Source organism: Pseudogracilibacillus sp. ICA-222130 (assembly GCF_037892545.1).
In the GTDB taxonomy this organism is placed as follows: Bacteria; Bacillota; Bacilli; order Bacillales; family Amphibacillaceae; genus Pseudogracilibacillus.
In genome coordinates this window covers 1-13,875 of sequence record NZ_JBBKBG010000047.1, presented here as the reverse complement: position 1 = coordinate 13,875, position 13,875 = coordinate 1, and the positions used below count along the sequence as shown (strand labels likewise).

The following is a 13,875-nucleotide window of genomic DNA, read 5'->3' as shown; positions in this document are numbered from 1 at the left end:
AAAAATAAACAATAAAAAAGGAAATAATTTCTTTTTTATTGTTTACTATCCAAATACATTCCATCCGTCGTTTTAATATTACCGTACGGATTAATATAGGAACGATTTAATTTTTTCTTTGCTTTTATTTTTTTCATATCTATTTGAATTTGTTGTAATAAATCATTCATTTTATGATTCATTTGTTCATCGAGCTTGACCAACTGTTTGCCTAATTGCATTTCATCTTCACTATATGGTCCTTGGATTTGTTGTACAAGTTGTTCTCGTTTTTCAATAAAGGTTTGAATTAATGCAATAACATGTTCACGTTCCTCGATATCATCTGGCACCTTTTCTAAAGAGGTAAGCATATGAACGGAAAGATCATACAACGCTTGTAATGTTTTCATTAGACCTTTTCTCGCTTATTATTTTTCGCTGTTAATTTAATAACCTCTTTCCACGTATCACGGAAATCTACTACATACGTATATGCCTCATCTAAATAAGATACCTCATTTTTTATATTCGCTTGTTGTAACTGATAATGAATGTATTCATACAAAGGCATCATTTGATTCGATATTTCAACTTTTGGATCTAGTGTTAGCATTAATTCTTGTATAATGTTTTGTGCCTTTTGAATGCATTCATTTTTTGCCTCAAAATCATTTTTTTCCAAAGCTTGTTTTGCCTGATTGATGAATTTAATACAACCGTTATATAACATTAAGGTCAACTGTGGTCCTGAAGCTGTCGTCACTGAATTATCTTGATATGCTTGGTACTGTTTTGCCATCATAAATTATGACACTCTCCTACATAATAAATTTATTGCCTATGAACCAAATTGCGAGAATAGATAAGAAGATTGTTGATTTAAATTCGAAATAGCTTTTTCCATTGCGGTAAATTGTGACCAGTATCGTTCTTCTACCCGTACCATACGTTTTTCGAAATCTGCAATGCGTGTATTTAAATCTTTCATTTGTTTTCCAATCACATAGTTATCTAAAGTATGTGTTGATTTACCTGCTTTTTCTTCAATTTTTGCACGTGTATGATCTAATGCTTCATCAAAACGATGGATTAATCCTTTCGCTTTGCCTTCTTCATCCCCTACAAATAATTGGTATACCGCATCTGCATCTGTTTCTAATGCGCTACGTAATTTTTCTTCGTCGACTTCGAGTTTTCCTCCATCTAAATAGTTTTTTGTCGTCGTAATACCGAGGTCACTTAATAACTTAAATGGTCCGTCATTATCTACGACTCCTTGTAAACTACTACGCAATGTATACATCCCGTCGCGGAGTGATGATTCACCTTTTAAAATACCACTTTTTGCTTTCTCTTCCCATTGCTTTATTTGATCTTCTGACATTTCTTTTTTCTGTTCTTCTGTTAATGGCTGGAAACTACGAAACTTTTCTTCTGTTTGTGATGCATTCATTTTTTCAATTACTTCGTTATACTTATCCACAAACTTTATGATATGATCAAATGCACTATCGACATCCGTACGAACTGTAATATCTGTTTGTCCCACACTATGTAAATTAAATGTAATGCCGCTTAATGAATAATGATTATCACGGGAATCGATTGTTAAACCGCCATTATAAATAAATTGAGCATTCGAAGCTGCCTGTCCTTGTTCTTCGATCTTTGTTACTTTACTTAAGAAGAAATGATCATCACCTGTAAATACAATTTCTGGACCATTTTCGTTGTATATACCTGTTCGAGTCGTTTCCAATACAACTTTGTTTGATGTTTCATCTAAAAATGCACGAACTTTTCCATTACTAGCACTTTCCATATTTTTCAATACGGTTTTTAATGTGTCACCTGCTTTTACATCAACCGTATGTTCGATTGGTTCGCCTTTTTCATCATATGTACTAAATGTAAACTGTCCGTCATTTTCAAATACAGTGTCAGCTGGAGCAGCATATACTTGCATTTCACTCGTTGCTAAAGATTTCACATCAATGTTGTACGTCCCGTTCGTTGCTGCTGTACCAGCTGTTGCAGTTGCAACATTGCTTAATGCAGAGGTTGTTGATTTCGAATTGTATGCACGTGTATATTTCATGTCTCGAACAATATTATCTAACTCTAACAATGCACTATTTATTTCACGAAATGCATCCCGTTTCCATTCTAATGTTGTTTGTTGTTGCTTCATTTTCGTTAATGGCGTTCTCTCAGCTTCCATTAATTTATTCACCATTGCTTCGATATCCATACCAGATACGATTCCACCTACTCGCATAACCATCTTTTATCCGTCCTTTCTCTACACTTGTTCATCTACAACGATACCGACAAATTCCGTCATTGCTGCATACATATCTAGCATTTTTTTCGGAGGTATTTCACGAATGATCTCCTCTGTTACCGGGTTGACAACTGTTACATAATATTCATTTAATTCTTCATGAAACACAAATTTCAGATTCGTTTGAAATGGATCAATGAAATGATTCATCCGTTCTACTGCATCTTGCACATCTTCTTTTTTTACATTTTTATGTACTTCTTTAATTAATTTCGTTTGTAATAGTCGATTTGTTGCATCCTCCAAAGAGGAGGGATTCTGTGACATAGTCATTGGTTGAGATATTTTATCAGAAATATTCATATGTTACACAACTCCCTATTCTTTTACTACTCTTTATATCGACCATTATTAGAAAAATATGAAGTGTTTATAAGAAAATTATAACGGATTGTTTTTCATTAATTTTATTACATCGACTGGCACATGTACCGCTTCATTATTTGCCATTTGAATTGCTTCATATACTTCTCCACGATGAATTTCAATATTTTTAGGGGCTTTCACGCCTAATTTTACTTGATCTCCTTCAATTGCAACTACGGTCAGTTCAATATCATTCCCAATACGGATAGATTGTTGCTTTTTTCGCGATAATACTAACATTCCGCTTCTCCTCCTTTATGATTAAAAGAATTTGAGATAGCGGCTTTCATTTTAAACGTTTCATCATTTAAAATAAATTGTTTTCCCTTTTTATTCCTGGTATTAATAATAATAGGTGCTTTTAAGTTAATCGTACTTTTCGCAAACGGCTCATGTATCGTCATAATGGTAAGAATTGCAATATCTTTCTCCTTTTCAATATGTAAAGCATCCACTACATAGTCTTCTAAAGTAAACTCATAGGCCGGATAAAATATATGTGGATTTGTTACAATAAATGCAATTTCCTTTGTCTCTATTGATTGTAAAATTTGTAATAGATCATTGTTAGGTAAATCTAGCAGAGCAAAATTTTTTTCTTCTTGAAAACCTGGAATCCCTTGTTCAAAATGAATAATTTTTTCTTCTTCAATGACAACTTCATTTAAGTATTTCGTTTTAATTTTCATTATGTAACCTCCAACCTTTATGTTTCATCCTCATATAGATTCGTGTAATCAATGTGCAATGATGCATCCTCTTCCATAAAAATCTCTATATTTCCAGGATGGTATGTAATTTCAGGCTTACGTATTTGGACAGATATAATAGGCTTATTTGGTTCAATTTGAACATCGACAGTTGCTTTTTCGTACTGGATATTTACTGAAAATGGCTGTGGAATAAATCCTATATTTAATTGCTTCATCGGTCGTTGGCCATTTTCTTTAGCCAGTTCGGCTATATAATTAACCTCATCATGAATATTAATTAATTGTGCCCCTTGTTCCGCTCTTCTTACTATCCCTTCCTGAATAGCCCTTTTGCCCTCTTCTGCTGTTTTTTCAACTGCTCGAATCGGACCGTACATATTCATTTGCTCCCATGCCTTCGATTGATCAATCGTTAATTTTCCTTTTCTTGTTTCGATTGCAACGTGTGCTTTTGGCTGTTCAATTGACACGATGGCATTCGGTTGCTCTATTTCTACATGAGCATTTGTTTGTCTCCATGCAATTTTGGCAAATTGTGATTCCATTCTTATTTGAGGAATATTCATATGGAGTCACCCTTTCCTAAAAATAGTGAAAAGGCTGAGACAATGTTTCACATAGATCACTTGTATCTAGTAAACTGTCTCAACCATTTTATTAACGTAAAAAATCCACTAATGAAGGTTGAATAATTTTCGAGCCTGCAGATAATGCTGCACGGTGAATAACTTCTTGTGTTAATAAATTCATAACCGCTTCTTCAAAATCGACACCTTCATTTTTCATCATTGTATCTTTCGCAATAATTTCTTGATGAGATAATCGATCTTCAATAAGTTCAAGACGATTCATTTTAGCCCCAAGCTCTGCACGTGTATTAACGATATCTGTCATACCTTTTCTTAAATTTTCAAGTGCACGGTTCATTTCATCTTGTTGATTCGGATCATCCGATTTTAAAGCAGAAATAAAATCGCTCATATTTGTAAATAGTTCTTTATTAAACATCTTATCTGGATCCATATTAACATCAAATGTAATTCCTTTAGATACTTCAATATTCACATCCTGGTTTCTACCATCTGTATCTGTAACGACGATATTTCCTTCCGCATCCACTTCCACTGGTTTTACATTTGTGTCTGTCCCATTAAAAATATACTTTCCATTCACATTCGTGTTAGCAATTTCGACTAATTGGCGTTGTAATTGCTCCACCTCTTTTGCAATGGCTTCACGCTCATCTTTATCATTCGTATCGTTTGCAGCTTGAACAGCTAACTCTTCGATTCTTTGCATCGCTTTTGTCGCTTTATCTAATGCATCATCAGTATGGTCCATCCAGTTCCAAATTTCAGATGTGTTACGGCGATATTGCTCCACTTCCGTTACTTCTGTACGGTATCCCATCCCTTTCATGACGATAACCGGATCATCAGATGGACGAGAAATTTTCTTTCCCGTATTAATTTGCGTTATATATTTATTCATTTGCGCTTGACTACTGTATAAATTTTTCAACATATTATTTTGCAACATTGTTTGTGTAATACGCATAATTATCTCCTTACCTTCCGACAATTCCCATTTGATTAATGACACGATCGATTAGTTCATCGATTGCTGTCATACTTCTTGCAGCAGCATTGTAGGCATGTTGAAATTTAATTAAATTGGAAATTTCCTCATCCAACGATACTGCTGTTACAGACATTCTAGAATTTTCTATTTGTGATTTTAATATATCTGTACTATTTTTCATCGTATTTGCTTTTTGCCCTTTTACACCTAAATCTCCGATAAGCGCAATAAAATATTTTCTAACAGATGTATCATCTAGCCCCTCAATATCTTTATCAAATACTTTCGCAAGGTCTAGAGCATTATCACCATTTCTACTTCCACCATTTACAGCACTCGCGGCAATTAGAGTAGGATCTTTCACAATCTCACCTAATACTGTTATGTTTTCTGCCGTAATATCCGTAGATCCATCTTTCGTGACGAAAAATGCTTTTCCTGGTTCCCCATTTGCATCTATGCCTGCTTGATGTTGCGTATTAAATGCTTCTGCAAATTGTTTTGCCATTTTATTTAATTCATTAAGCATATTCGGATATAAATTGTTTTCTCCTCCACCAACAACACCATACGATTCCAAGAGACCACTTAATGTCCCTTCCGAACTTAATATATTCTGTAATACGTCCACACCATCTACTGTAATAGTAGAAACTAAACCTTTTTCAGCGTTATCTGCATCATTATAAGCTAATTCAAATTCATTCACGATTACATTGTCCCGATCACGTGCATCTATTAAATAAATAGGTGGATCAAAAGATTGACCTGAACGATCAATTAATTGAATAGAAGCCAAACCATCTGCAATCTGTAAAGAACTATCACTACTCTTCGTATAATCAACTTTAATATTCATGTAATTAGATAGTTGATCCATTAAACGATCACGTTCATCATATAAGTCATTCGCTAACATACCGTGTGGTTCTATTTTTTGGATTTGCTCATTTAAACCATTAATTTGTGATAACAATGAGTTAATATTTTTGGTAGATACGTCGATTTGTTCTTTTAAATCGCCTTGGATTGCTTGTAAACTTTTCGACAAATGATTAAATGTTTCCGTTAATGCTAGTGCTCTTTGTGCGGCAACTGATCTTGCTCCGTCATTATCCGGATGATCCGCTAAGTCTTGTAATGCTTGCCATAATAAATCCATTTGTGCACTCAGCCCATCTTCAGAAGGTTCATTTAATACCTCTTCCATTCTAGATAAAGCTTCACTTTTTGTACTCCAATAATTGGCACGGCTATTTTCAGCACGGAATTGCTTATCTAAAAATTGATCACGCACTCTTTCAACCGTTCCAATTTCAACTCCCGTACCAATTTGCCCTGCAATCGTTGGCATGACACGAGAAGGCATCGGAAATGGAGAGGTCGTTTCAAAATTTACACGTTGGCGAGAATATCCCGTTGTATTAACATTCGCGATATTATGTCCTGTCGTATATAATGCCCCTTGTTGTGCATATAAAGCTTTTTTGGCTAATTCTAATCCTTGGAAAGTACTCAATTATATTACTCCTTTTATTGCTTATATTTATGCCTTCGAATCAAACATCGAACGCTTCGTTTGATGAGTCGATGTTTGCTTTTCCCCTCCGTAGTTCATACGATCCATAGAAGGTTCCATCATATGTAACGATAGTTGGATAAACTGCATGGATTGTTCGATTAATTGTTTATTTAAAGATTCGTTCGCTTTTAAAGCTGTTATGATATCAATTAATTTTGTCATATCCTCTAATAATGCAGTTTTTTCAGCATCATTTTCGATATAGGTTACTAATTCATTTAAAGAAGGATTTTTAGATTTTATTTGTAACTGATCATAAAGCTCATTTGTTACTTGCAAACGTTTTTTTTCCACTTGTTCAATTGTTTGTACGTGCATTCTTTCTTCCATTAAAATATTTGATAATCGCTCTACTTCACCCGCTTTAATAATCTCTGTTTTTTCTTTGGAAACAGAGAGTAGATGTTCATGTGCCTGAAGTAATTTTTGTAAATGATTCATCAATAATTGTGTAGAAATTTTCCTAACCTCCTACTATTTTCCCCATTTCCAATAGTCGATCATCTTTTCCGCTACTTGTTCGTAGTTTATTTCATATGTTCCTGATTGGACTTTTTCTTTCAGTTCTTGCACATATTGTGCACGTTCCGATTGTTCTGTCTGTTTCATTTGCATCATTTTTGCTTCTGGAGAAATATTTAATTGATCTGTTCTTTGATCACTTTTTTTACGAATAGATGACTGTTTTTGCTGATTATATATTTGAAGATACGGATTCGGTCCTTGTATTTTCATTCGACACACCTCTCTTTAATATACGTATCTAATCATGCTTACTTTATGTATCGGCAATTTTTTTAGAATGTTTAACGTTTTTTGTCTTTATTTATTGTATAGTACACTTGTTGTCGTTCTTCTTGCGTCATTCGTTCTGTTCGTTTCTTTTCCTCTTCTTCATGTTGATGTAATTGCTTATGAAGTGAAACACTACATGTTACACATAGCTTACCTTCTATTATTGCAATACCGCACATTTCACATGGATAAGAAAGCTTTGGAAAATTTGAATTACGTAATCGGTTTTGCTTTAAAAATTTCATAATTAATTCTTTATCAACTTCTGTATCTCTCGCTATTTCATCAATTGTCGCTTCTCTTTTTCGTTTATTCGATAAATATTTATATACTTTTTGAAAAGCAATTTCTTCCTCTTTATAACACGCAGGACAAATATCTCGAATTCCTCTTGCAAATACGTTTCCACAACTATTACAGTTTGCTAATTCCGTCATTTTCATCACCTATAATAATTTTTTCTATATTGTCTATTTTACCCTCTAACTAATGTGAATGCATAAATATTTGTGCAACCATTTTGTTTTAACAAACTTGCTGCATGACGTACTGTTTGTCCCGTCGTATAAATATCATCAATTAATATCACGTCTGATTGAACTTTTTCTCTTAAAAGGAATGGATTTTTTGACATTAATCGTTCCTTCCTGCTTTTTTTCGATTGTTTTTCTGTATGTGTCCGTTCCAATATAGGTGAAATATTTGTTGTTAGAAAGGAAGCTAATTGAGCCGCCTGATTGAAATTACGTTCGTGCAATCTTTTTTCACTTAATGGAATTGGAACAATTAAAGTATTTTTGTTGATTTGTGAAAAATTTTCCTGAAAAACGGTTTGGAATTTTTGTTTAAATATATCACCGAGCGCGTAATCACCACGATATTTCCATTTCGATATAACATCTTTCATTTTATCATTATAATGATAAATAGATATATTTTTATGTAAAGGATCGTTTCCATCATATATTACTTTCCATTTATAACAATCATCACAACATTCTTGTTCACATCGTTTATAGCAACGTCGACAATACTCGCCTTTTATTTCTTGAAATGCTTGCACACATTTTTCACAACTATATTTATCCGCCTCTAATACAAATAATGTCCCCCAAGAAATCGTCTTACTTATTTTCTCGCCACAATATAAACAGTAGTTCATATCTTTTTCACCACGTTATTTTTCAACATGTTCTTCCGTTTCTGATTCATCATTCGTATCATGTTTTTCGCTTCAAGCATTGCATTTGTTAAACCGTCATGTACATATAGAACATGTCCCTGGGGATCATCTTTACTTCTTCCTGCCCGTCCTGCGATTTGCACTAAAGCTGCAACATCGAATATATGATTACTTGCTCCTAAAATGATGACATCGACGGAAGGAAACGTAACACCACGTTCCAAAATAGTTGTCGTCATTAAAACTTTTAATTCTTTATTTCTAAATCTTTCTATCTTTTTGTCACGCATGTCATCATCGGCATATACGGTATCAAGTTGATCATGATATTTAATAATATGTAGGTGTAAAAAACTTTGACAAACGGTTTCTTTATAATCTTTTAATTGTTGAATCGACGGCATAAAAATAAGCACTTGTCGTTCTTGCTTTTTCCGTTTTTGTAACCATTGTTCTACTTGTTTGATCGGCTGATTCATTTTTATTTTTTCTGTTAATCGATGTACATATAACATCGTAGGCATTGGAAGTGGCTGTAAATGATAGCGAACTGGAACAAAAATGATTGGAACTTTTTCTTTTCTTAATGTTCGTAAAAAATCTTTTCTAGGTGTCGCAGTTAAATAAATCATTGCAGCATGTTGCTTTTTTGCCCTCTTTGTCGCAAATTGTAAAAGCGGGTCCAAATAGTATGGAAATGCATCCACTTCATCAATTATCACTACATCAAAAGCTTCTTTAAAACGTAATAGTTGATGTGTTGTTGAAATAATGAACTGTGCAACACCTCTTTTATTTGTTGCATCACTATGTAATGCCTCTATTTCTACATGGGGAAATACTCGTGTAAATCTTGGAATTAATTCTTTTACAACATCCATCCTTGGTGAAGCTAAACAAACCCTTTTTCCTTGGGCAAAAGCTCGTTCGAGACCTAAAAATAACATCTCTGTTTTTCCAGCACCCGTTACAGCCCAGATCAACCGTTGCTCATTGTTTTCTACGGCACTCACGATTTCCTTTGCAGCATATTGTTGGGCATGCGATAAAGTTCCATCCCATTTTAGTGATTCTTTCATTTTGGGCCATTCATAAGGACTTTTTATCCATTCATATAAAAAATCACATTGTAACATACGCCCCATCATAATACAATTTCTACAATAAACATGGGTTTTATGACAACGTTGGCAAGGAATCACACCAAATAAATGGTTCTTTCTATTATGGCAACGATGACACATATATGTTCCTTTATTTTTTGTAATTGCTGGATGTGTTTTAAAATATCCATTATTCCATAAAATTTGAAATGATTGTTCTTCTAATGAGAGTTCTTCTTTGCGGAGTAATTTACCTGTAAAAAATTGTTGTAATGTAGGATTTAATAGTTTTTCTATTTTGGGGAATTGAGTAAATTGGGAGAGTGTTTCTACTCTCCCTAACTTACCATATGGAGATGTTTTCATTACATGTTTCATCAACATCCCTCACTTTATTTTGTTTGCCACGATACACCGATAGACCCTTCACCTAAATGAGTTCCAATTACAGGACCAAAATAACTATTCAATGTTTCTATATGAGGATATTTTTTCGCAAATTTATCGTGAATTTTCATTACTTGCTGTTCATTATTTGCATGAATAAATACCACTCGTTTCACTTCTTTTTCTTCAATATCCTCTTCTAACATGGACATAATTCGAGCAACTGCTTTTTTTCTCGTACGAATTTTTTCGAATGGGATAATTAAGCCATCTACAATATGTAAAATCGGTTTAATATTTAATAAGCTTCCTAATATGGCTTGAGCACTATTTAAACGTCCACCTCGTTGTAAGTGGCTTAAATCGTCTACCATGAAGTATGCACGAGTTTTTTCTTTCATTTCGTTTAATCTTTGAATCACATCATCTATATGTGCACCTTTTTGCGCTAATTCAGCAGCTTCTAGTACAAAAAATCCTTGCGGCATTGTACTCAATTCAGAATCAAAGGGATAAACTTCAATATCATTCACCATAGAACTCGCTGTTTTTGCAGCATCAAATGTTCCACTAAACTTACTCGACAAATGAATGGAAATTACGGCATCATATTGTTCAGCTAAATGTTCGAATAAATCTACAAATCCACCAATTGGTGGTTGTGATGTTGTCGGTAGTTTTTTTTCCTTTTTTACCTTTTCATAAAATTTTTCTGTCGTAATGTCGATCCCTTCACGATAAGATTCCTCTCCAAATATTACACTTAATGGAATGGTATAAATATTATATTTCTCCAACAAATCTTCTGGAATATAAGCTGTACTATCTGTAACAACTGCTAACTTCATTCTAGTCTCTCCTTACTATGTCCGTTAAAACACTTCTACCCAACCGTTTTTAATTGCAGTTACAACAGCTTGTGTACGGTCATTTACATCCATTTTTTGCAAAATGTTACTAACATGGTTTTTCACTGTTTTTTCACTAATAACTAATGATTCGGCAATTTTTCGGTTGCTTTGTCCATCTGATAATAATTGTAGTACTTGACATTCTCTACGTGTTAATAAATGTAGTGGTTTTTTATATTCAATCGCATGAACATTATTACTGTTCAATTCTTTATCCTCAATTAACTTGCGATAATCTTCCACCAAATTATGTGTTACTTTTGGATGTAAATATGATCCACCTTCATTTACTACTTTGATTGCTTCCATTAAAGAATCTGTATCAATTTCTTTTAATAAATACCCTTGTGCACCAGACTGTAATGCATGTGTAACATACGTTTCATCTTCATGTATAGATAAAATGATAATTTTTGTATTTGGATATGTTTCAATTAATTCTTTCGTCGCTTCAATCCCATTCATTTCAGGCATATTAATATCCATTAATACGACATCTGGGTTATATTGCTCGATAATTGTTTTTGCTTCGCGACCATCATCTGCTTCCGCGATTACTTCAAATGATGGTTCATAACTTAAAATACGCTTAACTCCTTCGCGAAATAATTTGTGATCATCTATTAATGCAATTGTAATTACTTCATTTTCAACCATTTTAACGGTCCCTCCTCGATTTATTAATCAAAATTTCATTCTACAATATATGGTAGTATTATTTTGATTGTTGTTCCTTTTCCTAGTGTAGAATTAATATGAAAATGTCCATTTAACATTTCCACTCTTTCCTTCATCCCCATTAAACCGAATGAATTACGTTTCACTTCATCTGTTCGAAAGCCCTTACCATTGTCTAGAACAACAATCATTATTTCATCTTGCTCTATTTGTAAAGTAACATAAATTTTTGTCGCTTCAGCATGTTTTAATGCATTTTGTAACGATTCCTGAATTAATCGAAATACAGCTACTTCATAATTTGATTCTAATCTTTTTTCCTCACCAATTAATTGTAATTCTATATGTGTATGATATGTTTCAGCCATTGTCGAAACATGTTTTTTCACTGTCGGAATAATTCCCAAATCATCTAAAGCCATTGGGCGTAAATCATAAATAATTCTTCTAACTTCCCTTAATACAGATCGAATATTTCCACGAACATTTTTCAATTCAGATACAGCCTCTGTAATATTTCCGCCTTTTACAGATAAATCGATGATTTCTGATCGTAACAAAATATTTGCTAACATCTGTGCTGGACCATCATGCATCTCTCTCGATAACCGTTTTCTTTCTAATTCTTGTGCTTCAATAATTTTCAAACCAATTTGTTGTTTCTCTTTTGCAGTTTTTAACACTTCGTTTAATTCATTAAAATCATCCTGTAAATAACTAAGCACAACAGATACTTTTCGTCCTAAGTCATTCGCTTGATGCACTGTTTTATTTAAACGAATAATTCGTCTTTCTATTTCATCACGCTGCTGTCGAAGTAATTTCTCTTCTTTATGATTAATGGCTAGACGTGTTTGCATTTCATGTGTATGTTCATAGGTTTCACGAATATCATCTTCTGAATACGTATCAAATTCTCTACTTACTAATAGTAGTTTTTGTCTTGATGCTTGTACTTCACGTGTTAATATATTTTCTGCCTTTATATAATCTAAAATTTTCTTTTTAATCGTCGCAAGTTTGCTTTCTAAGGCTTCTAATTCACTAATCGCTTCCTCGCTAATATCGAAAATATCATCTTTAGTTTTTTCAACAACATTTTTCATTTCTTCCACAATCATGTCGAGCGATCTTTCTTTTGCTCGTTTGTCTAACACCATTTTATTCACCGACCTATGTTATAATCATATTAATATGCATATCGGAGGAATTATATATGTTATCTAAATACTATACTATAAAGTGTGATGGATTTCACGAAATCACCATACAAAAGTCAAGATTCATCGGCTATGTTACTCGTGTCCATGACGAAGAGGAAGCACAACAATTTATCCAACGTATAAAGAAGAAACATCATGATGCAACACATAATTGTTCTGCTTACATCATCGGTGACAATGATGAAATTCAAAAAGCAAATGATGATGGTGAACCAAGTGGAACAGCAGGTATCCCTATGCTCGAGGTCCTGAAAAAGCTTCAACTGAAAAATACTGCCGTCGTAGTTACAAGGTATTTTGGTGGTATCAAACTTGGTGCTGGCGGACTTATTCGTGCATATAGCTCCACAACATCTGAAACAATTAAAAACGTTGGTATTGTTGAAAGACAATTAATGCAAGGCATGTTAGTAAGTTTTGCTTATCCTCTTTTAGGTAAAATTGAAAATGAGCTAAGAAATAGTGAGTATATTATTGACCATATAGAATATATCGAACATATCAATATGAATGTTTTCGTACATATAAATCAAATTCAACAATTTAAAGATTTTATAGTGAACTTATCCAATAATCAAGTCGATATCAAAGATATAGAACAAAAATATATTGAAGTTGATGTATAAAGACCCTCGTTACTCTTCGTATATTAAGAGTGTACGAGGGTTCCTTCTAATTCTGCTACAATTTTTTGTACAAGTTCCTCTACCGTTTTTGTGTCATTTTTTTCCGCATCTTGAATTAACGTTTTCAAAAATGATTTTAAGTACTCTTGATCAACCACATAACCCATCCTTTTTAAAGAATTAATACTTATTATGTAAATAATTTGAACTACATTTATATTATACGACAACTTTTGACGTTTTCACAACTGATTTTAAAATTTGTAATCAAATTAACATATTCGGTATTTTTACATATAGTAATTGTTTCTATTTCCATTTAATTGTATAATAAAGGATGTAATATATTTTAAACACTTACGTAACAAATAAGTAATAAGAAGTATATAAATGTGAAATCA

General features: G+C 33.1%; 19 protein-coding genes. 1 reads left to right on the top strand and 18 read right to left on the bottom strand.

All coding sequences use genetic code 11. The features are described 5' to 3' along the window. Window positions 1-35: 35 nt before the first annotated feature. The 17 genes from WKT09_RS12950 to WKT09_RS12870 all read right to left on the bottom strand — a co-directional run bounded on the left by WKT09_RS12950 (window position 36) and on the right by WKT09_RS12870 (window position 12,782). Window positions 36-392 carry a flagellar protein FliT gene (locus WKT09_RS12950; RefSeq protein ID WP_340416429.1) on the bottom strand — a complete coding sequence of 119 codons (357 nt, stop codon included), beginning with the start codon at window positions 390-392 and terminating at the stop codon, window positions 36-38. Further along, window positions 392-784 carry a flagellar export chaperone FliS gene (gene fliS, locus WKT09_RS12945; protein WP_340416428.1) on the bottom strand — a complete coding sequence of 131 codons (393 nt, stop codon included), beginning with the start codon at window positions 782-784 and terminating at the stop codon, window positions 392-394. The genes WKT09_RS12950 and fliS overlap by 1 nt, the downstream gene beginning before the upstream one ends. 36 nt (window positions 785-820) lie before the next feature. Beyond that, window positions 821-2,266, bottom strand: coding sequence for a flagellar filament capping protein FliD (gene fliD / locus WKT09_RS12940; RefSeq protein WP_340416427.1), 1,446 nt, complete (start codon window positions 2,264-2,266; stop codon window positions 821-823). Window positions 2,267-2,284: 18 nt separating this feature from the next. Continuing rightward, window positions 2,285-2,629 (bottom strand): flagellar protein FlaG, encoded by a 345-nt coding sequence (flaG, locus tag WKT09_RS12935; protein ID WP_340416426.1) that lies wholly within the window; start codon window positions 2,627-2,629, stop codon window positions 2,285-2,287. Window positions 2,630-2,707: 78 nt separating this feature from the next. Continuing rightward, window positions 2,708-2,932 carry a carbon storage regulator CsrA gene (gene csrA, locus WKT09_RS12930; RefSeq protein WP_340416425.1) on the bottom strand — a complete coding sequence of 75 codons (225 nt, stop codon included), beginning with the start codon at window positions 2,930-2,932 and terminating at the stop codon, window positions 2,708-2,710. Then, window positions 2,926-3,381 carry a flagellar assembly protein FliW gene (fliW, locus tag WKT09_RS12925; protein ID WP_340416424.1) on the bottom strand — a complete coding sequence of 152 codons (456 nt, stop codon included), beginning with the start codon at window positions 3,379-3,381 and terminating at the stop codon, window positions 2,926-2,928. The genes csrA and fliW overlap by 7 nt, the downstream gene beginning before the upstream one ends. A 17-nt stretch (window positions 3,382-3,398) precedes the next feature. Continuing rightward, entirely contained in the window at window positions 3,399-3,971 is a 573-nt protein-coding gene (locus tag WKT09_RS12920) for a DUF6470 family protein (protein WP_340416423.1), read from the bottom strand. 91 nt (window positions 3,972-4,062) lie between these two features. Beyond that, window positions 4,063-4,962 carry a flagellar hook-associated protein FlgL gene (gene flgL / locus WKT09_RS12915; protein WP_340416422.1) on the bottom strand — a complete coding sequence of 300 codons (900 nt, stop codon included), beginning with the start codon at window positions 4,960-4,962 and terminating at the stop codon, window positions 4,063-4,065. A gap of 10 nt (window positions 4,963-4,972) precedes the next feature. Continuing rightward, window positions 4,973-6,505, bottom strand: a complete 1,533-nt coding sequence (flgK, locus tag WKT09_RS12910) for a flagellar hook-associated protein FlgK (protein ID WP_340416421.1) — start codon at window positions 6,503-6,505, stop codon at window positions 4,973-4,975. A 27-nt stretch (window positions 6,506-6,532) separates the two neighbouring features. Further along, complete coding sequence (locus WKT09_RS12905; protein ID WP_340416430.1) at window positions 6,533-7,009, bottom strand: flagellar protein FlgN; 477 nt, start codon at window positions 7,007-7,009, stop codon at window positions 6,533-6,535. A 33-nt stretch (window positions 7,010-7,042) separates the two neighbouring features. Beyond that, window positions 7,043-7,303 (bottom strand): flagellar biosynthesis anti-sigma factor FlgM, encoded by a 261-nt coding sequence (gene flgM, locus WKT09_RS12900; RefSeq protein WP_340416420.1) that lies wholly within the window; start codon window positions 7,301-7,303, stop codon window positions 7,043-7,045. 71 nt (window positions 7,304-7,374) lie between these two features. Next, the gene (locus tag WKT09_RS12895) at window positions 7,375-7,800 is read right to left on the bottom strand and encodes a TIGR03826 family flagellar region protein (protein ID WP_340416419.1); all 426 of its coding nucleotides are present in this window, start codon (window positions 7,798-7,800) and stop codon (window positions 7,375-7,377) included. Between the two features lie 38 nt (window positions 7,801-7,838). Then, window positions 7,839-8,525 carry a ComF family protein gene (locus tag WKT09_RS12890; RefSeq protein ID WP_340416418.1) on the bottom strand — a complete coding sequence of 229 codons (687 nt, stop codon included), beginning with the start codon at window positions 8,523-8,525 and terminating at the stop codon, window positions 7,839-7,841. Continuing rightward, entirely contained in the window at window positions 8,522-10,027 is a 1,506-nt protein-coding gene (locus WKT09_RS12885) for a DEAD/DEAH box helicase (protein ID WP_340416417.1), read from the bottom strand. The genes WKT09_RS12890 and WKT09_RS12885 overlap by 4 nt, the downstream gene beginning before the upstream one ends. Before the next feature lie 14 nt (window positions 10,028-10,041). Continuing rightward, window positions 10,042-10,884 (bottom strand): DegV family protein, encoded by an 843-nt coding sequence (locus tag WKT09_RS12880; RefSeq protein WP_340416416.1) that lies wholly within the window; start codon window positions 10,882-10,884, stop codon window positions 10,042-10,044. A gap of 24 nt (window positions 10,885-10,908) precedes the next feature. Continuing rightward, a complete protein-coding gene (locus WKT09_RS12875; RefSeq protein WP_340416415.1) occupies window positions 10,909-11,604 on the bottom strand; it encodes a response regulator transcription factor in 696 nt (231 codons plus the stop codon). A 35-nt stretch (window positions 11,605-11,639) separates the two neighbouring features. Continuing rightward, the gene (locus WKT09_RS12870) at window positions 11,640-12,782 is read right to left on the bottom strand and encodes a sensor histidine kinase (RefSeq protein WP_340416414.1); all 1,143 of its coding nucleotides are present in this window, start codon (window positions 12,780-12,782) and stop codon (window positions 11,640-11,642) included. Window positions 12,783-12,841: 59 nt separating this feature from the next. On the opposite strand from WKT09_RS12870, the gene WKT09_RS12865 reads away from it, so the two are divergent. After that, window positions 12,842-13,474 (top strand): YigZ family protein, encoded by a 633-nt coding sequence (locus WKT09_RS12865; RefSeq protein WP_340416413.1) that lies wholly within the window; start codon window positions 12,842-12,844, stop codon window positions 13,472-13,474. Window positions 13,475-13,497: 23 nt separating this feature from the next. Here the strand turns inward: WKT09_RS12865 and WKT09_RS12860 are convergent, their stop codons facing one another. Further along, on the bottom strand, window positions 13,498-13,632 hold the full coding sequence (locus tag WKT09_RS12860) for a hypothetical protein (RefSeq protein ID WP_340416412.1): 135 nt from the start codon (window positions 13,630-13,632) through the stop codon (window positions 13,498-13,500). Window positions 13,633-13,875: the final 243 nt, after the last annotated feature.

Excerpts from the sequence above, each read along its gene's own strand:
- WKT09_RS12880 (WP_340416416.1), bottom strand. The coding sequence starts at position 10,884 with ATGAAGTTAGCAGTTGTTACAGATAGTACAGCTTATATTCCAGAAGAT.
- WKT09_RS12895 (WP_340416419.1), bottom strand. The coding sequence starts at position 7,800 with ATGACGGAATTAGCAAACTGTAATAGTTGTGGAAACGTATTTGCAAGA.
- WKT09_RS12950 (WP_340416429.1), bottom strand. The coding sequence starts at position 392 with ATGAAAACATTACAAGCGTTGTATGATCTTTCCGTTCATATGCTTACC.
- flaG (WP_340416426.1), bottom strand. The coding sequence starts at position 2,629 with ATGAATATTTCTGATAAAATATCTCAACCAATGACTATGTCACAGAAT.
- WKT09_RS12905 (WP_340416430.1), bottom strand. The coding sequence starts at position 7,009 with ATGAATCATTTACAAAAATTACTTCAGGCACATGAACATCTACTCTCT.
- flgL (WP_340416422.1), bottom strand. The coding sequence starts at position 4,962 with ATGCGTATTACACAAACAATGTTGCAAAATAATATGTTGAAAAATTTA.
- fliS (WP_340416428.1), bottom strand. The coding sequence starts at position 784 with ATGATGGCAAAACAGTACCAAGCATATCAAGATAATTCAGTGACGACA.
- fliW (WP_340416424.1), bottom strand. The coding sequence starts at position 3,381 with ATGAAAATTAAAACGAAATACTTAAATGAAGTTGTCATTGAAGAAGAA.
- WKT09_RS12865 (WP_340416413.1), top strand. The coding sequence starts at position 12,842 with ATGTTATCTAAATACTATACTATAAAGTGTGATGGATTTCACGAAATC.
- WKT09_RS12875 (WP_340416415.1), bottom strand. The coding sequence starts at position 11,604 with ATGGTTGAAAATGAAGTAATTACAATTGCATTAATAGATGATCACAAA.
- WKT09_RS12920 (WP_340416423.1), bottom strand. The coding sequence starts at position 3,971 with ATGAATATTCCTCAAATAAGAATGGAATCACAATTTGCCAAAATTGCA.
- WKT09_RS12885 (WP_340416417.1), bottom strand. The coding sequence starts at position 10,027 with ATGAAACATGTAATGAAAACATCTCCATATGGTAAGTTAGGGAGAGTA.
- csrA (WP_340416425.1), bottom strand. The coding sequence starts at position 2,932 with ATGTTAGTATTATCGCGAAAAAAGCAACAATCTATCCGTATTGGGAAT.
- fliD (WP_340416427.1), bottom strand. The coding sequence starts at position 2,266 with ATGGTTATGCGAGTAGGTGGAATCGTATCTGGTATGGATATCGAAGCA.
- WKT09_RS12890 (WP_340416418.1), bottom strand. The coding sequence starts at position 8,525 with ATGAACTACTGTTTATATTGTGGCGAGAAAATAAGTAAGACGATTTCT.
- flgM (WP_340416420.1), bottom strand. The coding sequence starts at position 7,303 with ATGAAAATACAAGGACCGAATCCGTATCTTCAAATATATAATCAGCAA.